General features: G+C 64.9%; 20 protein-coding genes. 13 read left to right on the forward strand and 7 right to left on the reverse strand.

Translation table 11 applies throughout. The annotated features are described in order from the left end of the window. Window positions 1-90: 90 nt before the first annotated feature. Complete coding sequence (gene metF / locus QZY44_RS10285; protein WP_295445821.1) at window positions 91-942, forward strand: methylenetetrahydrofolate reductase [NAD(P)H]; 852 nt, start codon at window positions 91-93, stop codon at window positions 940-942. A gap of 162 nt (window positions 943-1,104) precedes the next feature. Here the strand turns inward: metF and QZY44_RS10290 are convergent, their stop codons facing one another. Continuing rightward, the gene (locus tag QZY44_RS10290; RefSeq protein ID WP_295445823.1) at window positions 1,105-1,800 is read right to left on the reverse strand and encodes a hypothetical protein; all 696 of its coding nucleotides are present in this window, start codon (window positions 1,798-1,800) and stop codon (window positions 1,105-1,107) included. A 703-nt stretch (window positions 1,801-2,503) separates the two neighbouring features. On the opposite strand from QZY44_RS10290, the gene QZY44_RS10295 reads away from it, so the two are divergent. The 7 genes from QZY44_RS10295 (at window position 2,504) to QZY44_RS10325 (ending at window position 10,801) form a co-directional block, all read left to right on the forward strand. Then, window positions 2,504-2,698 (forward strand): hypothetical protein, encoded by a 195-nt coding sequence (locus tag QZY44_RS10295; RefSeq protein ID WP_295445825.1) that lies wholly within the window; start codon window positions 2,504-2,506, stop codon window positions 2,696-2,698. Between the two features lie 70 nt (window positions 2,699-2,768). Beyond that, a complete protein-coding gene (locus QZY44_RS10300) occupies window positions 2,769-3,089 on the forward strand; it encodes a hypothetical protein (RefSeq protein ID WP_295445827.1) in 321 nt (106 codons plus the stop codon). Beyond that, the gene (locus QZY44_RS10305; protein ID WP_295445829.1) at window positions 3,082-3,510 is read left to right on the forward strand and encodes a PIN domain-containing protein; all 429 of its coding nucleotides are present in this window, start codon (window positions 3,082-3,084) and stop codon (window positions 3,508-3,510) included. Before QZY44_RS10300 ends, QZY44_RS10305 begins: the two co-directional genes overlap by 8 nt. A gap of 234 nt (window positions 3,511-3,744) precedes the next feature. Next, on the forward strand, window positions 3,745-5,379 hold the full coding sequence (locus tag QZY44_RS10310) for a site-specific DNA-methyltransferase (RefSeq protein ID WP_295445831.1): 1,635 nt from the start codon (window positions 3,745-3,747) through the stop codon (window positions 5,377-5,379). After that, the gene (locus tag QZY44_RS10315) at window positions 5,376-7,874 is read left to right on the forward strand and encodes a DEAD/DEAH box helicase family protein (protein WP_295445833.1); all 2,499 of its coding nucleotides are present in this window, start codon (window positions 5,376-5,378) and stop codon (window positions 7,872-7,874) included. Before QZY44_RS10310 ends, QZY44_RS10315 begins: the two co-directional genes overlap by 4 nt. A 64-nt stretch (window positions 7,875-7,938) precedes the next feature. Next, complete coding sequence (locus tag QZY44_RS10320; RefSeq protein WP_295445835.1) at window positions 7,939-8,436, forward strand: hypothetical protein; 498 nt, start codon at window positions 7,939-7,941, stop codon at window positions 8,434-8,436. A gap of 406 nt (window positions 8,437-8,842) precedes the next feature. Continuing rightward, entirely contained in the window at window positions 8,843-10,801 is a 1,959-nt protein-coding gene (locus QZY44_RS10325) for a hypothetical protein (protein ID WP_295445837.1), read from the forward strand. 156 nt (window positions 10,802-10,957) lie between these two features. Here QZY44_RS10325 and QZY44_RS10330 read toward each other — a convergent pair whose 3' ends face one another. From QZY44_RS10330 to QZY44_RS10355, 6 genes are all read right to left on the reverse strand, one after another. Continuing rightward, window positions 10,958-11,947, reverse strand: a complete 990-nt coding sequence (locus QZY44_RS10330) for an META domain-containing protein (RefSeq protein WP_295445839.1) — start codon at window positions 11,945-11,947, stop codon at window positions 10,958-10,960. 154 nt (window positions 11,948-12,101) lie between these two features. After that, window positions 12,102-13,505 (reverse strand): lytic murein transglycosylase, encoded by a 1,404-nt coding sequence (locus QZY44_RS10335; RefSeq protein WP_295445841.1) that lies wholly within the window; start codon window positions 13,503-13,505, stop codon window positions 12,102-12,104. 66 nt (window positions 13,506-13,571) lie between these two features. Then, a complete protein-coding gene (locus QZY44_RS10340; protein ID WP_295445843.1) occupies window positions 13,572-14,513 on the reverse strand; it encodes a sulfotransferase domain-containing protein in 942 nt (313 codons plus the stop codon). Window positions 14,514-14,648: 135 nt separating this feature from the next. Then, complete coding sequence (locus QZY44_RS10345) at window positions 14,649-16,820, reverse strand: malate synthase G (protein WP_295445845.1); 2,172 nt, start codon at window positions 16,818-16,820, stop codon at window positions 14,649-14,651. Between the two features lie 140 nt (window positions 16,821-16,960). Then, a complete protein-coding gene (locus QZY44_RS10350; protein WP_295445847.1) occupies window positions 16,961-18,133 on the reverse strand; it encodes a two-component system response regulator in 1,173 nt (390 codons plus the stop codon). 9 nt (window positions 18,134-18,142) lie between these two features. Next, on the reverse strand, window positions 18,143-19,261 hold the full coding sequence (locus QZY44_RS10355) for an anthranilate phosphoribosyltransferase (protein ID WP_295445849.1): 1,119 nt from the start codon (window positions 19,259-19,261) through the stop codon (window positions 18,143-18,145). A 161-nt stretch (window positions 19,262-19,422) separates the two neighbouring features. Between QZY44_RS10355 and QZY44_RS10360 the strand changes: the two genes are divergently transcribed. The 5 genes from QZY44_RS10360 to QZY44_RS10380 all read left to right on the forward strand — a co-directional run bounded on the left by QZY44_RS10360 (window position 19,423) and on the right by QZY44_RS10380 (window position 25,442). Further along, a complete protein-coding gene (locus tag QZY44_RS10360) occupies window positions 19,423-20,094 on the forward strand; it encodes a hypothetical protein (RefSeq protein WP_295445851.1) in 672 nt (223 codons plus the stop codon). Then, entirely contained in the window at window positions 20,043-20,558 is a 516-nt protein-coding gene (locus QZY44_RS10365) for a hypothetical protein (protein WP_295445853.1), read from the forward strand. The genes QZY44_RS10360 and QZY44_RS10365 overlap by 52 nt, the downstream gene beginning before the upstream one ends. Next, window positions 20,558-20,731, forward strand: coding sequence for a hypothetical protein (locus QZY44_RS10370; RefSeq protein WP_295445855.1), 174 nt, complete (start codon window positions 20,558-20,560; stop codon window positions 20,729-20,731). Before QZY44_RS10365 ends, QZY44_RS10370 begins: the two co-directional genes overlap by 1 nt. Before the next feature lie 351 nt (window positions 20,732-21,082). Further along, entirely contained in the window at window positions 21,083-24,229 is a 3,147-nt protein-coding gene (locus QZY44_RS10375) for an ATP-binding protein (RefSeq protein WP_295445856.1), read from the forward strand. Continuing rightward, entirely contained in the window at window positions 24,219-25,442 is a 1,224-nt protein-coding gene (locus QZY44_RS10380; RefSeq protein WP_295445858.1) for an ATP-binding protein, read from the forward strand. The genes QZY44_RS10375 and QZY44_RS10380 overlap by 11 nt, the downstream gene beginning before the upstream one ends. Window positions 25,443-25,501 lie beyond the last annotated feature (59 nt).

Here is a 25,501-nt window from a genome sequence, read left to right on the forward strand (position 1 = left end):
CGCCCGTAGGAGCGGCCCCCCGGCCGCGACGTATGTCACCTCCCGCCAGCCCTTAATGGGCGCCACATTCCAGTCCAGGGCCGCGCCAACATGACCGACCATCTTCCACTCAGCTTCAGCTTTGAGCTCTTCCCGCCCAAGACCCCGGAGGGGAGTGCGAAGCTCAAGACCGTCATCGCCGAGCTTGCCGCTCGTGGACCTGAGTTCTTCTCAGTCACCTATGGTGCCGGCGGCTCCACGCGTGAGGGGACCTTTGAGACCGTCGACTGGCTGCGCGCCCAGGGCATCGACACCGCCCCGCACCTCGCCTGCATCGGCTCCAATCAGGAGGAGGTACGCGCGCTGCTCAATCGCTATCGCGACCAGGGCATCCGCCGCATCGTCGCCCTGCGTGGCGACCTGCCCTCGGGCACCGGCACCGGGACGTCCGGGGACTTCCGCTATGCCAATGAGTTGGTGGAATTCATCCGCGCCGAACACGGCGCCCATTTTCACATCGAGATCGCCGCCTACCCCGAATACCATCCCCAGGCACCCAATCCGGCGCGAGACCTGGAGAACTTCAAGCGCAAGGTCGAGGCTGGGGCGGACTCCGCCATCACTCAATATTTCTATAACGCCGACGCCTATTTCGCCTTCGTCGACAGCGTGCGTGCCTTGGGGATCAGCATCCCCATCGTGCCGGGCATCATGCCCATCACCAATTACACCCAGTTGGCCCGCTTCTCCGATGCCTGTGGGGCCGAGATCCCCCGCTGGGCGCGGCGCCGGCTGGAGGGCTATGGCGACGACCTGGAGTCCATCCGTGCCTTCGGTCATGAGGTGGGCCTGCGCCTGTGCCGCAACCTGCTGGCCGGCGGCGCCCCGGGTCTGCACTTTTACACCATGAACCAGTCCGGCCCGACGCTGCGTCTGTGGGACGACTTGGGGCTGACGGGCTGAGGCTGACCCCAATGCCATTCAGTTAACGCTCTCGTGACACCGCTCCGCGGTGTCACGCCTGTGTCAGGCGCTGCGCGCCGCGAAGGTCAGTGAATAGATCGATCAGTTAATCTTCATCGTAGGATTGGTTGGCGGGCCTAACCGCCAACCAACCAGTAGGACTCAAGCCCCTACCAACACCGTCTGGATCGCGCTCCAGTCGCCATGGCCCTCGTCCTTGTGCAACCAGCGCAGGCGATAGTCACGGCTCTCCGGGGTGCCCGGCACGGTCAGTGGACGATCGTCGTAGATCGTCTTCTGGTTGAAATGACCCAGCGGCAACCAGGGGCCACCGTTCACGCGATACTCGCCGACGATACCGTGGTGCCCAAACTTGGTGTAATCGATGCGTGGCCGCATCCCGTTGGGACCCTGTTCCGTGGTGACGGTAAACTCGGGGACAGGGTGTTCGGTGGCATCAACGATCGGCAGGATACCCAGTTCGCGGCCCATGCTCTCCGTGTAATTCGGATGGAGCTTCATGCGTTGGACCTGGTTGAAGATCCGGTTGAACAACCCGGGCAGGACGGCCGGTGGCGGGGACGCGAAGCTCGGCAACGTGGGTATCGCGACCGGGTCGGGGTCCTCACCGTAGGCGAGGTGCTTGCGGGCGGCCGTGGCATCCAGCGCAAACTGGTGGGCCACCGGGCAAAAGGATTCCAACATCCAGAGATAATAGGTGATACCGGCCCGGGTATCGGTGATCTCCTCGTCACCGAGGCCCAGCCGTGGGCCATGGCTCAACAGCATCGCCCAGTAGATCTTGAGCCAGAGAATGCGGTCGGCGTCGGCATTGGGGAAGTAGCGCTGAGAAATCATGATGTGAAACCCTCCGTTGAAGGAACAGTGATCGTGACTGACGCGGCGCATGTCCGCGTCTACAAGAAGTCTTGTCCCACACGCGGGGTCTGTCAAGGGTGTGTACGCAAATTTTCCGACACGGCGCCGTTGCGCGTCTGTCGTCGGCCGTCAATGTCATGCAATCACGAGCGACTTGCACGCAAGTCCGAGCGACTTGCGTGCAAGCAATCGCCCGTTGGCCTCGGCGCGCCGCATCTCAAAAGCAACGCGGCTTATCTCTTTTTCACGCAATAGGTTATAAAGCCACACATACCATGCGGAGCGCTGCAAGAAATCGCACAGTGCCTGCAAGTAGCGCCGCCTTGCGTGCAAGCAGCCGCTTCTGATCAGTCGCCGCGGCCGTCAGCACGCTACGGCACGGCCCAGCGCAGACGCGCGCCCGCTGCGACCTTGCAACCTGACGGACAGTGCAGCGGACCGGAGATGTCTACACGAGCGCACCGGGCTCCACGCCCCTTGCTTGTGGGACATCGCCGCCGCCCGTGACTCCTGGGTCTGAGTTGGACCGGGCTCCTTGCCGGCCACAATGCGCAGTGCTAACGTGCTACCGACAAAGCGAAGGCGAGAGGTGATCGTGATGCCGACCTTAACTGACTCAAGCGTCAAGATGATTGGCACCAAGGGCTAGATTTCGCTTGGCAAACAATATGAGGGCCGACAAGTGCTGGTCGAGGAGCAGGAGCCCGGGGTCTGGCTGCTGCGCACCGTGACGGTCGTGCCGGACAACGAACGCTGGTTGCATCTGCCCCAGGCTGCTTCCGATCTGGAGCAAGCATTGGCCTGGGCGACGACCAACCCGCCGGACGATGCCAATACTGAGCAGTTATTGAAAGTACTTGCCGATGGGCGCGGATAAGATCGAAGCGCTCGTCCGACTGGACCTCAACAGTCCCAGTTTTGGATAACAGCAGCGAGGTGATCGGGTCATGATGAACACGATTCGGGCAACGCTTTCTCCAGCGGGTACGCTGTCTTTCGACGACCCGGTGCGGATTACCGCACCTGTACGGGTGCTGGTGACCCTGCTGGACGAACAATCAAGTCCGGCCGCGGCGCCGGTCGCTGTCGATGTCCCGGCAGCATCGGAAGGCTCGGATACCCGAATGGCAGATCAGGCGCGAGCCAACGTTTGGAAACATTTGCTCGCCCTGCGTGAGCAGGCGATCAAGGAGGGAATGCCGCTGCTCGACTGGGACCAGATCCATGCCGAAGTGCGCAGCCGTCAGGGTGGCCGGCGTGATGACTAAGGTGCTGACCTATGTGGATGCCAACGTACTGATCGCCGCGTTTCGCGCCCAAGCGCCCCAGAGCGCCGCCGCGATTGCGGTTCTACGCGACCCCCAACGCGACATTCTCGTGAGTGACGCTCTGTGGCTGGAGACGATGCCCAAGGCGCAATACCATCGCCAGTTCCACGAATGCGCCTTTTGTGAAGGGATATTCTCCCTCGCCAAGGCGCGGGTTGCCTGGACTGATGCGGTGCTGAAAGCCGCTTGTGAACTTGCTCTCCGTTACGGTTTGGCCGCAATGGATGCAGTGCATGTCGCTGGCGCACTTACCGCGGGCGCCGATGAACTTGTCACGGGCGAAGATTGGAACAAGCCGATGCTGCAGGTTAAGGAGTTGCGGGGTGATCTCACTGAGGCCGCGTCCATCGCTCGTGCCTGACTCCTAAAGCCCTGGCCGATCAGCCGCGGCCGTGCGGCTGGGCCTTGATCGTCGTTCTGGCCACCGGAGGTCGAGGCTTTAGCCGGCCGGGCGTGTAGGCGCCATTGATTTCTTTTGGATGCGTGGGAAACCGCCACCGGCTAAAGCCTCGACCGGTTAGCGATGAAGGCCGCAGCGATGATCAAGGCCAATCGAAACTCTCGTTTTGCGCCGCTCACCACAGCAAGTAGATATATGGCCGACAAATATCAGGAATATAGCAAGGATGAACTGGTCCGGCTGCTGCGCGAGCGCGACCGCCGGCCGCGCTTCGGCCTGTCGTGGGAACGCGATCTGATCGACCATGATCGTTCGGTGAATGGCGATTTCGTGGTCCTGGACTTGGTGCCTGAACGATCGCATGGCGCGCCCCCGTTCGGCAATCTGATCATCGAGGGCGACAATTTCGACGCCTTACGCAGCCTGCGCATGACCCATGCCGGGCGCGTGAAGTGCATCTATATCGACCCGCCCTACAATACCGGCAACCGGGACTTCATCTATAACGACCGGTTCATCGATCGCGAGGACAGTTTTCGGCACAGCAAATGGCTGGAGTTCATGTATCGGCGCCTGGACTTGGCCCGCGAATTGTTGGCCGAGGATGGTTCCATCTGGGTGTCGATCGATGACAATGAGGTCTTCCACCTGGGGATGCTGATGGATCAGGTGTTTGGGGAGAGCAACAGGGTCGCGATCAATGTCTGGCAAAAACGATATTCACGGGAAAATCGTGAGGCGATTGGCGACGTGCATGAATATCTATTGGTATACACCATCGATCCGGACCGGTTCAAGGCTACCCGCAACAAACTCCCATTGGCTGAAAAGCAACTCGCACTCTACAAGAACCCGAACAACGATCAGCGAGGCCTGTGGCAATCGGTATCCCTGACTGCGCAAGGATACAGGCCGAATCAGATGTATGAAATCATCGCACCAAATGGAAAATGCCATCGACCTCCGGAAGGAACATGCTGGAAAGTTATTAGACCGGAATTTGAGCGGCTATTGGAGGATAAAAGGATTTATTTTGGGAAAGACGGTAATGGCGTCCCGCGAAGAATGCACTTCCTCGGCGATGCGGATGGAATCGTGCCATGGACTTGGTGGCCACATGAAGAGGTAGGCCACACCGACGAGGCGCGCAAGGAGATTCAATCTATGTTCGGCACCCAAACCGCATTCGATACCCCGAAGCCGGTTCGTCTCATCGAGCGTATCCTACGCATCACCACGAAGCCCGGCGACCTGGTCCTCGACTTTTTCGCCGGCTCCGGCACCACGGCCCAGGCAGTGCTCAAGCTGAATGCCGAGGACGGCGGCAATCGCCGCTTTATCCTGGTCTCCAACACCGAGGCGACGACTGACGAACCGGACAAAAACCTCTGCCGTGATGTCTGTGCCGAGCGGGTGCGCCGGGTCATGACCGGTTACCGTAACCGCAAGGGTGAGGAGGTGCCCGGCCTGGGCGGCAGCTTTGCGTATCTCAGAACCCGTCGCATCCCGACGGAGCGGCTCTTTCGGGCCGTCCAGCACGATCAGATCTGGACCGCTCTCCAACTGATTCATGGCGATACGCTGTCGCCCTATGATCCGGGGGCACCGCTACAGCTACTGGTGCTCAATGCGTCCAAGGTCATCTATCTGCCCGGCGTCAGTGAGGCAGCGGTGGCGGCGGTACAGGCCGCGCTGCAGGGTGCTGCCCAGGTGGTGGTCTATTCCTGGCAGGCTCCGCTGCTGGCCCAACGCATCGACGATGCCCGTGCCAGTTTCGAGCCGATCCCAGAGTATCTGGTCAACCGTTTCGGTGCGGGGACCGCCCAATGAACGGCATCGCACCCAAGCGCTATCAGCAAGAGGCCGTCGACCAGGCACTGGCGATCTTCCGCCATGCGGAGGACCAGATCCGGCAGGCGCCGGACCTCAACGAGCGTCGCATCGCCAGTGCCTATAACGGCTGTGTGCTGTTGGAGGCCCCCACCGGTTCGGGCAAGACCCTGATGGCGGGGATGATCGCGGAGGCCTTCAGCCGACCCGGGCGGGAGGGCAACGCCCGCATCGTCTGGTTCTGGTTTACCCCCTTCGCCGGACTGGTGGACCAGGCGCGGGGCGCATTGAAAAAGGATTTTCCCGGACTGCGCGTGCGCGACATCCAGATCGATCGGATTACCCGCAATGCCCGCAGCGGGGATTGTTTCGTCACCACCTGGGCGGCGGTGGCGGCCAACAACAAGGAGACGCGGCGGGTGCGCAAGGGCGGGGATAGTACGCTCGCCCTGGACGAGTTCATTGCGCAGTTGCGGCAGGACGGTTTCCGCATCGGGGCCGTGGTGGACGAGGCGCACCATACATTTTTCACGACATCCAGCGAGGCAGTGCGCTTCTATCATGAGGTCTTGGCGCCTGACTTCACCCTGATGGTGACGGCCACGCCGAACGATCGGGACGTGGAGCGCTTCAAGCAGGCGAGCGGGATCAAAGAGGTCCATCGCAACGCGGTGAGCCGCCGCTCCGCGGTGGAGGCGGGTCTGATCAAAGAGGGCGTCAGATCGGTCGCCTTTCTCGCCGGGCCGCAGCAACAGGCATTGGTGAATTTCGCGGAAACCGCGTTGAAGGAGGCCTGGACGATGCATCAGCGCATTGCCCGCGAACTTGCCGCGGCGGGGATCGATCTGGTGCCCCTGATGCTGGTGCAGGTGGGCAATAGTGACCAGGCGGTCGCCCAGGCCCGCGCGTTTCTCATTGGATTGGGGGTGCCCGAGGCGCGGATCGCCTCCTATACCGCCAAGGAGCCCAGCAACGACCTGCTGGCCGTGGCCCTGGACGAACAGTTCGAGGTGCTGATCTTCAAAATGGCGGTGGCCCTGGGCTTCGATGCCCCGCGCGCCTTTGTGCTGGCGTCGCTGCGCGGGGCCAAGGACACCGACTTCGGCATCCAGGTCGTTGGGCGCATCCTGCGGGTCCATCGCCGGCTGCAACCCGCGACCCTGGAGAAGACCCTCCCCGCCGGCCTGCGCTATGGCTATGTGTTCCTGGCGGATGCGGATAACCAGGGGGGGCTCGTCAGTGCCGGGGAACGGATCAACGCCATCCGCGATGAATTGGCCAAGATTTGCCCTGCGACCAGTGTCTTCCGAGTAGCGGGAGAGGCGCAGGTCCAGGTGGCGGTGAATGGCCAGGGGAGCCTGTTTCGGGTCCTGACCGACGCGCCTGACCTCACGCAAGCCCCTGATGGGGAAACAGAGACCGGAACGGGCCAGGCGGAACCATTGATCGGCGCGGGCTATCCGTTGCCGGGGACGCTCGATCTGTTTGGTGATGGACCCGCGGCCACGCTCGCCAATGGGCGCGCAATCAAGGGGCCGCCGGCCCTGGGTCAACCGATGGCGTTGCCGCCACCCGGGCGCCACCCCTTACGCGCGGATGCGCAACCGATCCTGAAGACCGAGCGGATGCCGATCTCCACCGCGGACCTGCTCAGTTGCATCGCGGCGCATATCGGCTTCGACGATACGGTAATCAATGTGGGCCTGCGCGTCAGCGTGACGCTCACCCGCAAGACGATCGATCTCTTCGAGGGAACGGCGGCGCTGGAGGAGGCTCACGCGCGGCTTGAGGCCAAGGCCCTGGCGGAAAAGGCGCAGCTGGAGTTGTTCCACTTCGGCTGCCTGCATCCCGCGGAGCTCTTCCAGGCCTTGCTCGGGCGGCTGCGGACCGAGTTCAGGCACCGCGGGCTACCGGATGACGAGCCGACCCTGGAGCGGGCACTCAATCTGATCATGGCGACCCAACCCACGCTGCTGCGCCGGGCGGAGCGCGAATGTGCCAGCCGTTTCAAGGAGGTCATCGATACGGCGCACTGGCCGGCGACCACCGAAGCGCTGCCGGGAGCGGAACGATCGCGGCTCAATGTCTATGGGGTCATGCCCGATGGCCTGAATCGGTTGGAATTGGCCTTTGCCCAGATGCTGGATGCCGACCAGTCCGGGGCCGTCGCCTACTGGTATCGCAACGAGCCGCACAAGCCATGGTCGGTCGCCCTGGTACTGCCCAGCGGCGCACAGTTTTTCCCCGACTTTATCGTCAAGGTCAATGGCCGCAGGCGCGGCGATGGCTGTGTGCTGATTGAGACGAAGGGCGATTATCTAGTCAATAGCCCAGATACCATTGCGAAGGTCAATGCGGAACACAAATTCTATGGCTCAGCGCTGTTTCTGAAGCAGGATACCCAGGGTCGCTTCATGACCGTCAGCTACTTCGAGAAGGCGGGCCGCTGCGAGGAGGATCAGGTCTTCCGGTTGGAAAATTTAGTGGGACATTGAAAATGTCAGTTTACTTTTTCCGACTGGATAAGTCTCTGTTATAAATTCAGATCAGGAGTGAAGCATGAACCGCTCGCTGTCTATTCTGCTCTTGGCGCTGCTCAGCGCTGGTGCGCTCGGCCAAGATCCGCGTACCCCATTAGGGAACTTTGAGGCCGACCCTGGGAGCCAAGGCATGGCTGCCTTCGACACTCAAGGTCCGCATACCCCATCTGGGAACCTTGAGATCGACCTCCTCAACGTCAGGCCAGAGTGCGCGCGCCAGATCATGGCGAGCGCCCTGGGGTCCGAGGGATACCAAATCGAATCGTCCAGCGTGACCCAGCTCATTGTGGCTCGCAGCGGTTCCGCGCTTTGTGTTCAAGAACGTCTCACGGTCCTGTTTCTCGACCAACCCGAGTCCGGGGTATTGAAGATTGTCGTGTATCCCGGCTGCGTAAAGTATCCCGGCGCTGCTTTTGAGTCGCTCCAGGCAAGGCAACCGACGCAGAGCCAGCAAGTGAGGTTGGATACCGTCAAGCAGAGCATCCTGGGCAGCTGCGAAGGGGGGCGCCGGAGGTGACCTGGCGAATTCTTGCCATTCGCCCAAATGCGAGAATTACTTGCGCCAAGGCAATGACTCCCGCCAGCGGGCGGTCTGACTCCCCTGTCGTTCCGCATCCGGGTGTCGGCAAGCGGATTGGCCTCTGCCCCGGCGCGTGGCGCCCCTTTCTCCACTCGTGATAGTGCTCTCGTCCGGGCAAACCGTGTCACGAGGGCACGGTCATGCCTGGCAACCGGGCTGCGGGCAGCGCCGTGTGTCGGGTCGCGATGCATTTTCAAGGTTTTGAGTGCCTCGGACAGAAAAAATACTTGACCAAAAAATTATGTCGTATAGGATGCCCGCCTAATAGAGTCGGATATATCCGGCGCTTCGTGGGGCTCTCGACCGCACCACGACTGATTTTTAACAAAACGTGTGCCTACCGATGCAAAAATCTCCGTTGCGCCTCAGTGCCTTGTCCGTGGCTTGTGCGATTGCCTTCCAGACTGGCCCGGCGTGCGCTGCTGCACCTGGCTATACCCTGACCTGGCTCGGTGTCCTGAATGCCGGCGATGCCTATAGTTACGCCCTCGACGTCAATAGTGTCGGCGAGGTCGTCGGTGTCTCCGGGAATCAGACCGCCAACGGCTATAACTCGCAGGCCCGCGGCTTCCGCTGGACGCCCCAGACCGGCTTGACCAATTTAGGCCAGTTTGCCGTCTGCGCGACCCAGCCCTGCTATACGTCGGATACCAGCGGCAACACCTGGAACGATTCGGTGATTCCCACGGGTATGAACGATCTCGGTGTGATCGCCGGGACCGCCAATGGGCCGGGCGGTTACGAACACGCCTTTACCATCACGGCTGCCTCCGGTATGACGGCGCCCTTGGGTCTGTCGCTCGGGCGCAATGACGGCGCCACCGCGGTCAACAACTTAGGCGCGGTCGTCGGGCACATGATGGGCACTTGGACCGGGTCGACCTGGACCGAGGTCGGCTTTCTCTCCACGGCCGGCGGTGCACCGCAAACGCTGCCGGGCGTGACCGGTTCAGACGTCATGTACGCCTACAAGATCAATGACTCCGGCGTGATTGTCGGCGGCGCCTCTTATCAGATGCCGCCCGATGGGATCAACCCGCCCGGTACCATCACCTACGGCTATCGGCCGGCGATCTGGGAGCCCGGCGCGACTGGGAAGTATAGCGCCCGCATTCTGCCCGGTTTCGAGACGGCGACCAACTGGAACTTTGCCTATGGCCTTAACGCGGTCGGTCAGGTCGTCGGCTATATGCAACTCCCCGACAATTATCACGCCTTCTTCTATGATAACGGCGCAGTGACCGATCTGGGATGCGGCATGGCGCAGGGCATCAATACGGCCGGCACCGTGGTGGGTGGTGAGGTGAGCGTCGGTGGCACCGGATTTATCTATACGCAGGGGGCCCGCTACGACCTCAATACCCTGGTGTCCAACCTAGCCGCGGACGACAGCATCGGCTATGCCCAGAGCATCAACGACTCCGGCATCATCGCCGGCTGGGGGACCCATAACGGTACCACCGAGGCGGTCGTGCTGACGCCGACCGGCAGCCCCTCGGCCGCCCAACCGGCCCCGCCCTGCGGTGGCGCGACCACGTCGACACCCACGCCGCTGCCGCCGCAAGGCGCCGATCTGGCTTTGACGGTGACCGATGCCCCCGATCCAGTCACGGTCGGTGCCAACCTCACCTATACGATTACGGTGGTCAACAACGGTAACCAGACCGCCACCGCGGCGAGTGTGAGCGATGCCTTGCCGGCCAACCTGACCTTCGCTTCGGCCAGCGCCAGCAGCGGCAGTTGTACGGGGGGCTCCAACGTCAATTGCGCCTTAGGGGACTTGGCGCCGGGAGCGAGCGCGACCGTTTCGATCGTCGTCAAGCCGACCGCGGCCGGGGCCGTCAGCAACTCACCCAGCGCGGCCAGCACGGCCAACGAGCTCAATCCCGCCGATAACTCCGCCACCGCGGTGACGACCGTCAATCCGGCACCCGTGACGAGCGGCGGCACCGACCTCACCGTGACCCTCAGCGATGCCCCCGATCCGGCCGCCGTCGGCAAGCCGCTCGTCTATACCGCGAAGGTCACCAACAAGGGCACGGTCACTGCGAGCGGGACCGTGCTGACGGCGCAATTGCCGGTGGGTCTCCCGGTCACGTTGGTGTCCGGCGGCACCTGCACCGGAACCGGCACCCTGACCTGTAACCTGGGTACAATCGCCGCCGGCAAGTACAAGGAAATGAAGTTCACGGTTTCGCCCACGGCCGCGGGCACCTTGTCCGGTTCCGTGCAGGTCAGCAGTACGACCCCCGACACCAACTCCGCCAACAACCAGGCCACGGCCACGACCAAGGTGCGATAACCCACGACGATGCGCGATGAGGGCGCTCACTGGATGAGCGCGTGGAGCGCCATGTCAGTGTAGTGCCCGCTCAGTATTCAACCCCCCCGACTCAGGCCGCCTCCAGTTATTTTGGGGCGGCCTTTTTTTGGGGATGGGTGCGACTGAAATGAAAGATCAATAAGGTGGTGGTGGGACCTTCCCGGCATTACCTGAGTCGCTCTTGGGGGCGCTGCTTTCCACTGTGGGCGTCGGGGTCGGCTGCGCATCCGGGCTCGGCTGCGCGCCCGCAGGGGCGGCACTCCCGGTGGCGACCGGCCGGCTGGCCGCCGCGCGGTAACGGGCGGCCGGTTTGTCCGCACTGGTGAGCAGGATCAACTCGTCGCCCTCGATCCGGTAGCCGGTCACCGTGGCGAGGGCCGTGGCGTAGTCGCCTGCCTGTTCCGCCGCGCCCTGCCGGCCTTTGCAGGCCATGCGGGTACTGGCCAGGGGGCCGACGGTCAGGGTCTCGCCCGTCAGGGTGTAGCCGCTCATGTAGCGATTGCAGCCGTCGGAACCGCCGAGCGTCCCGTCGTCGCGCAACTCCAGGGTGATCTCGGTGCCGTTCAGGGTTGATACCATGGCCTGTTTGCCGTTGTTGTAGCCGGTGAGCTGCCACTGTCCGACCAGCGGTGCGGGCCGCATCGCCAGCAAGCTCAGCAGCGGGCCGCCCGTGGCGTCCAGCAACTCGAGGCGTTCGCCGTCCAGTCGATAGGCCGCGACCCGCGTCAGGGCCAGGCCAACGGCCTGCTCCTGCTTCATCAGCGGCTCCGGGCAGGCCATCATGGTCGATCGGATGGTGGGCTTGAAGGTCAGCCGATCGCCCGCCAGGGTGTAGGCCCCACCGATCTGGTTGCAGCCCGCGCTGCCCGAGAGGTGTCCCGCCTCGAAGCGGAATCTCCCCGGGCGCCCGCCCGCGGTCATCTCGATGAGTGCATCGCCGACACGATAGGCCGTCGGCGACCAGGAAGTGCCTTCCAGGGTCGGCGCCGGTCGGGGTGCCGACGCGGCGGCGGTGCCTGGCGTTGGGGCTGCGCCGGTCGCGGGGGCGTCCGCGCCGGGTGCGATCGCCGGCAGCATGGCGGCGAGGATCAGGGCAAGGGCAGCGCCGGTGGGTGAGTGCTTCATCGCGGGAGGTCCTCAAGTGTCATTGGTTCGCCATTGCCGCCGGGCAGTGCGCGGCGGCTGCAACAACGAGAATCTGGGTTGGGAGTGTACCGGCGAAGACCCGGCTCCAACAGTGCCGTGTGGGTGGTTCGGTGTTGGCCCGACGGGAGCGCGTTCACTGTCGCTTCGCCGGTGCCGCTGGAGCGCTCTCGCGCGCGACTTGCTCGATCAGTGCGGGTGTCGGACAGGCGTCGGCGGGCAGGCCGCGCGCGTGCTGATAGTCCTGGACCGCGTCCCGGGTCTTGAGTCCGACCATGCCGTCGGCCTCACCCACGTCGAATCCCAGGCTGGCGAGTCCCTGTTGCAGCGCGACAATGCGCCGGCGCGGCAGTGCCCGGTCCCCGGGCGGCGGCCGGCCGACGAGTGGCGCGGCACCGCTCAGGCGATCGGACAGGTAGCCGGCGGTGAGCGCGTAGTTGAGCGAGCGATTCCAGTCGAGGATGACGCGGAAATTCGGGTAGAGCAGGAAGGCGGGGCCGCGGCGCCCCGCGGGCAGGATGATGGCCGCCGCGGTGTCGCCCATCGGCAGCGGTTGCGCGTTGGCGCACTGCACGCCCAGGCGGTGCCACTCATCCAGTGATTTGGTGATGCCTAACCGGGTTTGGGAGAGGTCGAATGAGGGCGGCAGCCTGACCTCCTGCCCCCAGGGCTGGTCGCGTTGCCAACCGGCGGCGGCGAGATAATTGGCCGCGGACTCCAATGCGTCGGGTGTGCTGGTCCAGATATCCGCGCGTCCATCGCCGTCGCCATCCTGCGCATAACGCCGGTAGGTGGAGGGCATGAATTGGAGTTGGCCCATGGCGCCCGCCCAGGAGCCGGTCATCTCGGCCACCCTGGCCTGACCGCTGTCGATCATGCGCAGGGCCTCGATCAACTCGCCCGTGAAGCGTTCCCGGCGGCGCCCGTCATAGGCCAGGGTGGCGAGTGCGGCGATGACCGGAACGGTGCCTGGTTGAGCACCGTAATCGCTCTCCATGGCCCAGAGTGCGACGAGCATGGCGCCCGGGACGCCGTGGCGCCGCTCGATGTCCGCGAGCAACGCGGCGTGTTGGCGCAGCAGTGCCTGGCCGCGGGTGATGCGTGCCGGCGAGACCGTGGCCTGCAAGTAGTCAAAGAAGGTGCGGGTGTACTCACTTTGGTGCCGGTCGAGAGCGATGACGCCCGGCAGCGGCAGCACGTCCTGGAAGGCCGCGTCCAGGGTGACTTGGGCAATGCCGATCCGCCGGGCGTGGTCCGTGAGTGCGTCGCGCCAGGTTTCAAAGGTGGCGGGCGGCAGGGGTAACGACGGCAATTCCGGCAGTGCTGGGGCTTGGGTGACAGGCGCCGTCGTGACTGTGGCGGGTGCTGCCGGTCGCTCGGCCTCAGGCGGGCGGATGGGAGGTTGCGGCGGTGTGCCTGCCGGGGCGCTTGAGTGCTCCCGCGGCCGGCCGTCCGTCCAGAGCCCGCGCCACGCCAGGACCGCCAGGCCGCCAAGCAAGAGCGCCGTGCCTGCTGCCGCCAACCATTTGCCGGTCGTCATCTGAGTCTGTCGATCATGACCGCAGTCATGGGGGGCATGACGCGAGTTGTGTGACAATTTTCCCGGCTAACTATGATCCCCAAACAACTGAGTGTCTGTTGGAAGCCCGTTCTTGTCGTAAATACCATTCAGTCCGAATGCTGACAAAATATAATCCGCTCTTCGAATTTGACTTGCCGAAAAGTCGTCTTTCCAGCTGTTGAGCAAGCGAGCCTGGTCCCTGCCATAATCCCTGTCAAGAAAGTTCGTGCCAGATGATGCAAGAATTGACTTATGCGATGCATCAGCGTCAATCGGCTTATTCAAATAGCGAAATAGGCTGCCAACCTCGTTGGTGGGATTGGTAAGCAGTTTTTCATAAAATAGAGGATAAGCGTCATTCTTGCTTAGATGGCGAAATGGCACAAGATGATAAACACACCACTCGAAAAGCAAAGTTTCGAACAAATCCTGCCTGTCAATCAATCCCATGACGTCTTTTATAATAGGGAAGTCGTTTGACAATTCTTTCTGTGAGGTGATTATGTCGAAATCACTTCTGCTGCCGATAGCCTCTTTTCCCCATCCCAGCTCTAACCATGAATGCAAGACCTGAAGGGGGTGCCGGATCACAAAGACAACCGGAGGATTATTGGCCAGCCGCTTAAGCCAACCCAGCATCAGATTGCATCTAATGTCTTTTACTATTCTGCGACGATAGAGCAATCGATCATTGCCTCTATCCACCCAATCATTTCGCACATCTCCTGTCAAAATTGCCCTTGCCTGATTGGCCAGGACCTCATTGCGGTAGTGAGGATTGAGATATTGAATATACTCAAACCCCTTTGCTTCGCTCGCTTTGGCTGGAAAAAATGGCTCAAACAGCACTCTGTAACTATTGTCGTAGTTAATGATATTTCCTGCCCAAGTCGTGCCGCTTCTACCCATGCCGGCCACGATGATCAGATCATCAAGTCTACCTATGTCTATCAATGGTAACCTGGTCTTATAATAGATCAGCTTCAATCTGCTTGGCATTGTCGCTTTAGCTTGGTCAGTGATCTGAATGAGTCAAGATACCAGCAGGGCTGGGCCGCTGGTCGAGCCTAGACCGCCCGGCGGCGGCTGGCCGACCAACGGTCGGCGCTCCAGGTGCCGGCGTCAGCCCGCCGCCTTGAGCCGCTTGCGCATGGCGTGCAGGGTGGGCTCGGTATAGCCATTGGGGACTTGGCGGCCCTTGAAGATCAGGTCGCAGGCGGCCTGGAAGGCAATACCGTCGAACGCCGGGGCCAGCGGCCGGTAGAGCGGGTCGCCGGCGTTCTGGCCGTCGACGATGACCGCCATGCGGTGCATGGTCGCCATCACCTGCGCGCGATCGATCACGCCATGGTGCAGCCAGTTGGCGAGGATTTGGCTGGCGATTCGCAGCGTCGCGCGGTCTTCCATCAGGCCAACGTTGTTCATGTCCGGGACCTTGGAGCAGCCCACACCCTGGTCGATCCAGCGCACCACGTAACCCAGGATCGCCTGGCAGTTCAGATCCAGCTCCTCTTGGACTTCAGCGGGCGTCCAGGCGTGGTTGGGGTCCAGGGGGATCTGCAGGATGGTGTCGAGGCTGGCGCGGGGACCGGCGGCGGCGATCTCCCGTTGGCGGGCGGGCACGTCGACCTGATGGTAGTGCAGTGCGTGCAGGGTGGCCGCGGTGGGGGAGGGGACCCAGGCGCAGTTGGCCCCGGCGCGCGGGTGGGCGGCCTTGGTCTCGACCATGGCCCGCATCTCGTCCGACATGGTCCACATGCCCTTGCCGATCTGGCCGTGGCCCGGCAGGCCGCACTTGAGGCCGGTGTCGACGTTCCAATCCTCATAGGCCAGCAGCCAGGGGGCGGCCTTCATGGCGCCCTTGCGCATGACGGGTCCGGCCTCCATGGCCGTGTGGATCTCGTCCCCGGTGCGGTCCAGGAAGCCGGTGTTGATGAAGATGACCCGCTCGCGGGCGACCCGGATGCACTCCTTGAGGTTGACGGTGGTGCGCCGCTCCTCGTCCATGATGCCGATCTTGAGCGTATTGCGGGCGAGCCCCAGGGCGTCCTCCACCCGGGCGAAGAGGTCGACCGTGAGTTGCACCTCCTCCGGCCCGTGCATCTTGGGCTTGACGATGTACATGCTCCCGGCCAGCGAGTTGTGCAGCGGCCCGGTCCCCTTCAGGTCGTGCAGCGCGCACAGCGCGGTGATGATGCAGTCGAGCATGCCCTCCGGTACCTCGGAGCCGTCCGGCAGCAGCACGGCATCATTGGTCATCAGATGGCCGACGTTGCGCACCAGCATGAGCGAGCGCCCGGGTAGGGTGATGGTGCCCCCGTTGGGGGCGGTATAGGTCCGGTCCGGCGCCAGCGCGCGCTCAACCGACTGCCCGCCCTTGTCGAAGCTGGCGGTGAGGGTACCTTTCATCAGGCCGAGCCAGTTGCGGTAGACGATGACCTTGTCTTGCGCGTCGACGGCGGCGACCGAGTCCTCGCAGTCCTGGATGGTGGTGATGGCGGACTCCACCAGTATGTCGGCGACGCCCGCCGGGCTGGCCTGGCCAACCGGGTGGGTGCGATTGATCTTAAGCTCCAGGTGCAGGCCGTGATTGACCAGCAGGATCGCGGTGGGGGCGCCGGGCTCGCCGCGGTAGCCGGCGAAGCGGGCCTGGTCCTTGAGTTTGGTCTGGCCCTTATCCGGTAGTTCGACGACCAGTTTACCCAGGTCCACCCGGTAGCCGCGGGCGTCCCGGTGGGAGCCCAGGGCCAGGGGTGCGGCCTCGTCCAGGAAGGCGGCGGCGCGGGTGATGACCTCGGCCCCGCGCGCCTGGTTATAGTCCTTGCCGCGCGCCAGACTGGCCGTATCGGGGATGACATCGGTCCCATAGAGCGCGTCATAGAGGCTGCCCCAGCGGGCATTGGCCGCATTGAGTGCATAGCGCGAGTTGTTGATCGGCACCACCAGTTGGGGGCCGGAGAGATTAGCGATCTCCGGGTCCACGTTGGCGGTGGTCACGGCGAAATCGGGACCCTCCGGGACCAGATAGCCGATGTCCGCGAGGTAGGCGCGGTAGGCGCCCTGGTCGATGGGCTGGCCCCGGTGCTCCCGATACCATTCGTCGATCTGGGCCTGGATGGCGTCGCGGCGTGCGAGCAGTGCCCGGTTGCGCGGCGCCAGCTCGGCCAGGATGGCGGCGAAGGACTGCCAGAGTGCGTCCGGTTCGATGCCGGTGCCCGGGGCGATCTCGGTCTCCACCAGGTCATAGAGGGGCTTGGCGACCTTCAGGCCAGCGACATCCACGCGTTCGGTCATGTGAGTGTTCTCCAACCCCCGGCTGACGAGGGTCTGTGATTGATGATCAGTGGGCAGGGGCGGCGCCGCGCTGCGTTCGGGGGCAATGTCAGGCCGCGGGGCCCGTGCTGCAAGGCGTCGGAGGTATTCTCTCCCGTCGGTCAGGGTGTCGGCACTCCCTGTGCATCCATTGGGGGCTGCGCGGGGGACGCGCTCGCCGGCCCGTGCGTGTCCTGGTGGCGCCGCGCGATGGCGGCAAAGGTGTCGAATTGCGCGAGGAAGGCATCCACCACGTCGGGGTCGAAGTGGCTGCCGCGCCCGGCGCTGATGATCTCGCGGGCCGCCGCAAAGGGCATGGGTCGTTTGTAAATCCGCTCGGACACCAGCGCGTCGAAGACATCCGCCAGCGCCATGAGACGGGCGGCCAGCGGGATCTGCTCACCTGCGAGCCCATCGGGGTAGCCGTGACCGTCCCAGCGCTCGTGGTGCCAGCGGGCGATCTCCCGGGCCAGGGCGAGAAACTCCAATGGCCGGGGGAGGCTGCGTTCGGCCCAGGCGATGGCGTCCGCGCCCAGCGCGGCGTGGGTCTTCATCACCGTCCACTCGGCCGGGGTGAGGGGGCCGGGTTTGCACAGGATCTGGTCCGGGATGCCTATCTTGCCGATGTCGTGCAGTGGCGCGGAGCGGACCAGGACCTCGATGAAGTGGGGGGTCAGCACCGCGCTGAAGCGCGGGTGGTCGCGCAGCGACTCCGCCAATTCACGCATATAACCCTGGGTGCGCAGAATGTGGTTGCCGGTCTCCAGGTCGCGGATCTCGGCCAGGTGAGCCAGGGCGCGGATGCTCACCTCCTGGATCATGGCGTTCTCCTCCATCCGCCGGTTCACCTCCTGCTCCAGCCAGGCGTTCTGGTCGCTCAACCGGTCCCGTGCCAGCTTCAATTCCAGGTGGGTCCGGACCCGCGCCTGCACCACCGCCGGAACGAACGGTTTGCCGATATAGTCCACCGCCCCAGCCGTGAACCCCAGGACCTCGGTGCGGGTGTCGTCCAGGGCGGTGACGAAGATCACCGGGATGTCACGGGTGACTGGGTCTTCGCGCAGGTGCGCCAAGACCGCGAAGCCGTCCATGCCGGGCATCATGATGTCGAGCAGCGCAAGGTCCGGCCGGGGTAGCGAGGCGGCGATCCGCAGGGCTTGGGCGCCGGAGCGCGCCGCCCGCACCTGGTAGTCATCACCCAGGATCTCGGCCAACACGGCCAGGTTCTCCGGTTGGTCGTCGACGATCAATAGGATGGGCCGATCCGTATTGGACTGGCCGTGCTGCGGGTCCATTGGTCGGTCTCAACACACCCGGCGTTGGGCGAGACCGGAGTCCAGGACGGCGCGCACCCGCCCGCCCGCGGCCGCCAGTGAGGGTTCCCGGCCCAGGTGCCACAGGATCAGGGCGGCGGTGAAGACCAGGCTGTCATAGGTCGGCCCGCGCTCACCCGCCAGCGCGGCCATCCCGACTTGGGCGGCCGCCCGCGCGGTGGCCGCGATGTCCAGCGCCATGGTGTCCTCGTCCCCCGGGCGCACGGTCTGGGGCAGGTCATCCGGCAAGGGGACGGCGCGCACGGCCTCGTCGATGTCCAGGGTTGCCGGGTCGATCCCGAACGGCTGTTCCGCGCCGCCGTCCTGGTAATTGAAGCAGACGCCGCTCTGGCGCAGCGACGGGATCACGCCGCCCTCCACGCCGCGCACCAGCAGGGCCGAATCGAAGCCGGCGTGGCGGGCCAGTAGGGCATAGATGCGGGGGTATTTTGTATGGACGAAGCCGGTCACCAGATGGGTCTTGGTGCGCCCCGCGATGGGCCTGGTCAGCCCCTCCACCGTGGTTAGTGCCTGGCGTTTGACCACCGCGGCGCGCAGGCCGTTGAGGCCGTGCAGGGCCGGGCAGAAGGCGCGCTGGTCCAGATAGGTCCAGCCCAGCGCCGGGTCCGCCAGCCGGGCGGCGGCGGCCGCGGTGTCGAGGTCGACCGGGACCCCGGCCGCCGCCAGCACGGCACGATGGGTGACGCCGAACTTGGGGCCGATCGCCTCCGCGCCCTGGGTCAGGGCGGGGACCCCACATTGCGCCAGCACGGCCGCCAGGAAGGGGGCGGCGGGCAGGCAGCGGTTGTAGCCGTCATAAGGGTCGGCGATGTCCACCACCTCATCGACGGCGGCGACCACCGGCGTGGTGGCGTCGCGCACGGCGTCCAGGATGCCGCGCAGTTCGTCGTCCGCCTCGCGCTTCATGCGCAGCGCAATCAGGAAGACGCCGGCCTGAATCGGGTCCACCTGCTGGGCCAGGATGGCGCCCATGCCGGCGCGCGCCTCGGCCGCCGTGATGTCCTTGGACATTGTCGGCCCCGTGGCGATGCGCTGGATGATCGAGCGCATCAGTGACTTGGGGTCTGCGGCGGTCTGGGGGCTGCTCATGGGGCCTCACGCGGGTAGATTAGGGAGTGGCGGCCGCCGGTCCGGCCGTTTCAAGATTCCTCATGCTGCGACTTTTGCCCCGACAGTTCAATGCCTGGTGAAGACGTCTTGGCCCGCACGCCGGACCCGGCGGTGCGCGAGATGTTGGTCCTCTGGAACAGGTGGGGATCGAGACCCCCTTCGACCGCTTCGACCAGCAGAAACCCCATTGTGCCTTTGGCCTGGAGGGCACCTGCTGCAAGGTCTGCCACATGGGCCCCTGCCGCGTGACGCCCAAGAAGTCCTGCGGGGTCTGCGGGGCGGATGCCAATCTGATCGTGGCGCGCAACATCCTGCGCTGGACCGCGGCGGGTGTGGCCTCACACGGTGCACGGGGTCGGGAGGTGATGTTGGCGCTCAAGGGCGCGGCGGAGGGCACGCTCGACCTGCCGATCTTGGGGCCGGAGAAGGTCTGCGCCACGGCCAAGGCCTTCGGGATCGACGACCCCGGGAAATCCGTCGAGGCGCTGGCGGGTGAGATCGCCATGATCCTGCTCGACGACCTGTGCCGTACCCTGCCGGGTCCGCATCGGACTCTGGAGGCGATGGCCCCGCCGGAGCGGCTTGCGGTCTTGACGGCGTTGGACATTTTGCCGATCGGGGCCTACCACGAGGTCTTCGAGTCCCTGCACCGCACCGGCACCGGGACCGACGGCGACTGGGAGAACGTCACCCAACAGTTGCTGCGCACCGGGCTTGCCTTCGCCTGGAGCAGCGTGATGGGCTCCGCCATTGCCATGGATTGCCTCTCCTGGAGACCTTCGGCGGTGCGCCGACCCTGCTCGATCACCTGAAGTCCGGGCGCATCCGGGGCGTGGTCAACCTGGTGGGCTGCAATAGCCCCAAGGTGGTCTATGAGGAGTCGGTGGTGCGGGTGGCCGAGGAGTTGATTGCACACGATGTGCTAGCCCTGACCAAGGGCTGCGCCGCCTTTGCGTTGCTCAAGATGGGCTTCTGCCTGCCGGAGGGCCTGGCCGGTGCCGGTGCCCGTCCCGGTCCCGGGCTCAACGCGGTCCTGGGGCCACTTAAGTTGCCGCCAGTCTGGCACATGGGTGAGTGTCTGGATAACGCCCGCGCCTCGGCCTTCTGCCGTACCTTCTCCAATGCGTCCGGTGAGCCGCTGCGCGCCCTCCCGCTGGCCTTCTCCAGGCCCGAGTGGTCGAACGAGAAGGGCGTGGGCGCCGCGCTCAGCTTCCGCCTGCTGGGGCTGAACTCATACCACTGCAGGCGATTGCGCTCGGCCAGCGGGTGGTGCTGATGGCCGCGGATATCCAGCGCGTGATCGCTATCGACCTGCCATACCCGCGGGAGCGGACCAGCGATGCGCTCGCCCGCTTGCGGCGCGAACTGTTCACTGAGTTTCGCCTGGTGCATCAGGAGGCGGCCAACGGGGGTGGGGGTGTCGAGGGGCTCAGTGGCGCGGGGATTTGAGGGTGGGGGCCGCCGGCGGGAGCCGACGACTGCAAGCGTCGTGGCGCTGGTCGGAAACGCCGTGATCACATTGGTCTGGAAGATGGCGGCTGACACGGATTGGACCCAGCTGCCGGTGGCAGTATAGTGGCGTTGGTTGGCACATCGACCTTCCGCGGTCTGGTTGGGGTAAAGCCGCAGAATGCCGGTCCACGCAACCGTTCGGGAGTGGCTTTTCACGGCCAATTCCGGCCCTTCAACCCCTTGATGTGTTAGGCGGCTTCAGGCGAGCGACCGACCATGCCGACCCTCCGAGCGAGGGTACCTGGCTGCCGTACCATAGCCACCTTGCGGAAATGGAGACTCGGCGCGATGTCCGGCATGAACAACTCCAGCGGTCCCGGCGATTGCGCGACCGCCAGCCTGCACGCCCCCCCCTTGGACGCATGCCCGGGGCAGCGATTGCGCTTGGACTTGGCCTTGGACGCCGCCGGCATCGGTGTCTGGGAGTTCGAGCACACCACCGATCGTATGGCCTGGAGCCCCGCGCTGTGCGCCCTCTTGGGTTACGGTGCGGCGCAGGCCCCAAAGACCTTCGTCGCCTGGCTCGACCTGATCCACCCGGATGACCTGCCGGGCCTGCAAGCACGCGTCACGGCGGCATTGGCGCCCGAGAACCCGCTCTTCGAGGCGGCGTATCGCCTGCGCGCGGCGGACGGCCGTTGGGCCTGGGTCGAGGCGCGGGGTCGGGTCGTGCAGCGGGATGTGGCGGGTCGGCCCCTACTGACCCTGGGCACCATGATCGATATCTCGGGGCGCAAGCACGCCGAGCTGCTGCTGCAAACGCAGCACGAATTCTCCGGGATTCTGGCCGCGGCGCCGGATCGCAAGACGTTGCTTGAGGCCATCCTGGAGTGCGCGCTGCGCCTGCCGGAGTTGGACGGCGGCGGGCTCTACTGGCGCGAACCGGACGGCGGTTATCGACTGGCGGTCCAACGTGGCCTCTCCGACGCATTCTTCGCCAGGGTTGAGCGTGTGGCCGCCGACTCGCCCCAGGCGGAAATCATCCGGCAAGGCCGGCTGCAATGCAGCTGTGGCGGCGCCGAGGACCACTGCACCGATGCCTCCCTGGTTCGGGAACCCGTGTTGATCGAGGAAGGCGTGCGCTCGCTCGTCGTCCTGCCCATCCATGTCGGTGGTGCGCCCGTCGCTTGTCTGAACCTGGCGAGCAAACAGGTCGGGAGGGTCGGGCGCCTGACGGTGGATGCACTGGAAACCCTCGCACGCCAATTTGCGCAGGCATTGGCGCGCCTGTCGGTCGAATTGGAGGCCGCCGATCAGCGGCAAAACCTGGCGGGGCTGTTCGCGGCCATCGCCGACTACCTCTTTGTGCTCGACCTGGACGGCCGCATTCTGCACTACAACCCGGCGGTAGCGAACACATTGGGCTACGGCGAGACCTTACTCGGCCAGCCCGTCTGGGTCATTCACCCGCCCGAGACGCACGCGCAGGCGCAGCGCCTGGTGGCCGAAATGGTTAACGGAACCGCCCTGAGCTGCCCGTTGCCTTTGCTCAAGGCCGGCGGCGGACACGTTCTGGTGGAGACACGTGTGACCATGGGCCGCTGGAATGGTCGGCCCGCCGTCATCGGCATCTCGCGCGACGTCACCGAGCGCACGGCGGTCGAGGAGGAACTGCAACAGGCCCGCGCGAGCGCCGAGGCCGCCAACGCCGCCAAGAGCGCGTTTCTGGCCCACATGAGCCATGAAATCCGCACCCCGATGAACGGCATCATCGGCCTGTCGGAGCTCACCTTGCATCAACCCCTGCCGTCCAAGGCGCGGGAGTACCTGGAGCAGATCCACCGGTCCTCGACCTCGCTCCTGGGGATTCTCAACGACATCCTGGACCATTCCCGGATCGAGGCAGGGCGCCTGACGCTGGAGAGCTCGCCGTTCGAGCGTGACGCCGTGCTGACGACCCTGCGCACCCTGTTTGCCCAGGGCGCCGCGGCCAAGGGCTTGGGGTTCGCCATTGAGGTCGCGCCCCAGGTGCCCCGGTTCCTGCTGGGGGACGCCCTGCGTCTGCAACAAGTGCTGTCCAACCTGCTGGGCAATGCCATCAAATTCACCCAGCGGGGCCAGGTCCGTCTTCGGGTCGCCGGCCGAGAGACCGGGGATGGTCGGGCGCGGCTGCACTGGACGGTGGACGATACCGGGATCGGGATGGACGCGGCCACCCAAGCCCGGCTGTTCGAGCCCTTTGCCCAAGGGGACGACTCGATTGCCCGACGCTTTGGCGGCACCGGATTGGGCTTGGCCATCAGCCGCGACCTGCTGCGTCTGATGGGCAGCAACCTGGCGGTGGCGAGCACCCCAGGGCAAGGGAGCACCTTCAGCTTCGACCTGGATCTGGGCGTCGCGGCGGACCGCCCCGCTGCGCCGCCGCCCCCCGCGTCCCGGGCCACCCTGGCCGGGGCGCGCATTCTGGTGGCGGAGGACCTGCCCATTAACCAGCGCGTGATTGGCGACATGCTGCACCTGCTGGGGGCTCAGGTGACGCTGGCGAATCATGGGCGCGAGGCCCTGGAGCGCCTGGCCGCGGCGCCCTTTGATGCGGTGCTGATGGACATCCAGATGCCCGAGATGGACGGGCTGACCGCCACCCGGCGGATCCGCGAAAACCTCGCTTGGACCGCGTTGCCGGTGATCGCCCTGACCGCCGGCCTCACCGCGGCAGAGCGGGAGCGGATGACGGCCAGTGGCATGACGGACCTGTTGCCCAAGCCGGTGACCCTGGACGCCCTGTCCGCCATCGTGGGGCGCTGGATCGCGGCGCGCAGCTTAGCGGAAACGCCCGCTCGCCCGTCCCTGGCCCAGGAGTTTCAGGCGCCCAGTGCCGGCGCTGATCCGGGGGAACCCCTGACGCTCCCCGCGTTCGACCTGCGCACCCTGCGGCGGATGGTGGGCGAAACCACTGACGTGCGCGAGCTCCTGCGCCAGTTTGCCGACACCATCCGGGACGATGCGGACGCCATCGCCCAGGCCTTGGCCTGGCGCGAGACCGCCGCGGCGAGACAACGCGTGCATCGGCTCAAGGGGGCCGCCGGCCATCTGCGCGCTCTGGACCTGTCTGCCGCCGCCGCGCGGCTGGAGGCGGCCCTGGAGGCGGGACAGGACCCCGCCCCCGCCCTGAGCGCCCTGCGCCAGACCCATGCCCAAGCCTTGGCCCAGATCGCGGCGATGCCCCTGGCACCTGCTGTGACGGGGGCCGTGAGGGGCGCGGGCGATCCCACGGCGGTGCACCGCCTGGCCGCTGAGATCCATGAGCAACTCGCCGTGGGGCTGCTCATCCCTGCGGAGCTGCTGGGCGCGCTGGCGGTGGCGCTGCCCGCCGACCAGGCCCTGCATCGGGCACTGAAACGCCATCTCGAACAATTCGACTACCAGGCGGCCAGCCAGCTTCTGGAGTCGCTCCGGTCCGCCCCGGACCCCCAGGTATCAGACCATGAAGGATGACCGTCCTGTCGTGTTGATCGTGGACGATGTGCCGCTCAATCTCCATCTGCTGGCCGAGGCGTTACAGCCGCACTACCGGATCAAGGTCGCCACGAACGGGCCAACCGCGTTGGACCTGGCGCGCCGGGCGCCGGTCCCCGAGGTGATCCTGCTGGACGCCATGATGCCGGAGATGGACGGTTATGCGGTCTGCGCGGCCTTTAAGCAGGCGGTCGCCACCGCGGCGATCCCGGTCATCTTTGTCACCGCGAAAACGGATGCGGATAGCGAAACCCAGGCCCTGGCCGGGGGCGCGGTGGATTTCATCCATAAGCCGATCAACCCGGCGGTGGTGCGCGCCCGCGTGCAGTTGCATCTTGAACTAAGACGGCGGACCAGGGCCTTGCAAGTGGCCAATGCGGAACTCGCGCGGCATCGCGACCACCTGGAAGACCTGGTGCACGCCAGAACCCTGGAACTGGCCCAAGCCCGCGACGCGGCGCAGAGTGCCAACCGGGCCAAGAGTGCCTTTCTGGCCAACATGAGCCACGAGATGCGCACGCCGCTCAATCACATCACGGGGATGGCCTATCTGCTGCGCCGCCAGATCCAGGAGGACCGCGGCTGGGAATTCCTGGAGACGATTGATCAGGCCGCCCGGCGCCTGCTGGACCTGGTCAACAATCTACTTGATCTCTCCCGCCTTGAGGCGGACCAGATCCAGCTGGAAACCCGCGGGTTTGATCTCGCGCAGATGCTCCAGCAGGTGGTGGAGGATAGCCATGACCTGATCGCGGCCAAGGGGCTCACCCTGGCTCAGTCGATTGACCCGGCATTGCCTGCCACCTTGGACGGGGACCCGGTGCACCTGCGCCAGGTCCTTGGCCTGCTCCTGAGCAACGCGGTTAAGTTCTCCGAACAAGGGTGTATCACCCTGCGGGTCCAGTTATTGGAGCGCCACGCAAAGCGGGTGTTGGTGCGCTTCGCGGTTGAGGATGAAGGAATCGGGGTCTCTCCGGAGGTGGCGTCCGGGTTGTTTGCGCTCTTTCATCAGGGTGACAATTCGCTCACCCGCAAGTTTGGCGGCACCGGCCTGGGCCTGGCCCTGAGCCAGCGGTTGGTGACCTTGATGGGTGGCGAGATCGGGTTGGACAGCACGCCGGGCCAGGGGGCTACCGTCGGTTTCCGGGTACCTCTGGGCATCGGCGGTGAGACGCCGGGCAATGCGCTCTGAGTTCGCTTCGTGGTCTGCCTCACTTTGTCGGCTTTTCGTCGCAATAGGCGTGGCGTTGC

It is taken from the genome of uncultured Thiodictyon sp., from assembly GCA_903837595.1.
Lineage (GTDB): Bacteria > Pseudomonadota > Gammaproteobacteria > Chromatiales > Chromatiaceae > Thiodictyon.

Bases quoted from the DNA above. Each gene is read 5' to 3' on its own strand.
- QZY44_RS10350 (WP_295445847.1), bottom strand. From the start codon at position 18,133: ATGGACCCGCAGCACGGCCAGTCCAATACGGATCGGCCCATCCTATTG.
- QZY44_RS10305 (WP_295445829.1), top strand. From the start codon at position 3,082: ATGACTAAGGTGCTGACCTATGTGGATGCCAACGTACTGATCGCCGCG.
- QZY44_RS10375 (WP_295445856.1), top strand. From the start codon at position 21,083: ATGTCCGGCATGAACAACTCCAGCGGTCCCGGCGATTGCGCGACCGCC.
- QZY44_RS10330 (WP_295445839.1), bottom strand. From the start codon at position 11,947: ATGAAGCACTCACCCACCGGCGCTGCCCTTGCCCTGATCCTCGCCGCC.
- QZY44_RS10355 (WP_295445849.1), bottom strand. From the start codon at position 19,261: ATGAGCAGCCCCCAGACCGCCGCAGACCCCAAGTCACTGATGCGCTCG.
- QZY44_RS10320 (WP_295445835.1), top strand. From the start codon at position 7,939: ATGAACCGCTCGCTGTCTATTCTGCTCTTGGCGCTGCTCAGCGCTGGT.
- QZY44_RS10310 (WP_295445831.1), top strand. From the start codon at position 3,745: ATGGCCGACAAATATCAGGAATATAGCAAGGATGAACTGGTCCGGCTG.
- QZY44_RS10345 (WP_295445845.1), bottom strand. From the start codon at position 16,820: ATGACCGAACGCGTGGATGTCGCTGGCCTGAAGGTCGCCAAGCCCCTC.
- QZY44_RS10325 (WP_295445837.1), top strand. From the start codon at position 8,843: ATGCAAAAATCTCCGTTGCGCCTCAGTGCCTTGTCCGTGGCTTGTGCG.
- QZY44_RS10300 (WP_295445827.1), top strand. From the start codon at position 2,769: ATGATGAACACGATTCGGGCAACGCTTTCTCCAGCGGGTACGCTGTCT.
- QZY44_RS10315 (WP_295445833.1), top strand. From the start codon at position 5,376: ATGAACGGCATCGCACCCAAGCGCTATCAGCAAGAGGCCGTCGACCAG.
- metF (WP_295445821.1), top strand. From the start codon at position 91: ATGACCGACCATCTTCCACTCAGCTTCAGCTTTGAGCTCTTCCCGCCC.
- QZY44_RS10335 (WP_295445841.1), bottom strand. From the start codon at position 13,505: ATGACGACCGGCAAATGGTTGGCGGCAGCAGGCACGGCGCTCTTGCTT.
- QZY44_RS10370 (WP_295445855.1), top strand. From the start codon at position 20,558: ATGGCCGCGGATATCCAGCGCGTGATCGCTATCGACCTGCCATACCCG.
- QZY44_RS10380 (WP_295445858.1), top strand. From the start codon at position 24,219: ATGAAGGATGACCGTCCTGTCGTGTTGATCGTGGACGATGTGCCGCTC.
- QZY44_RS10290 (WP_295445823.1), bottom strand. From the start codon at position 1,800: ATGATTTCTCAGCGCTACTTCCCCAATGCCGACGCCGACCGCATTCTC.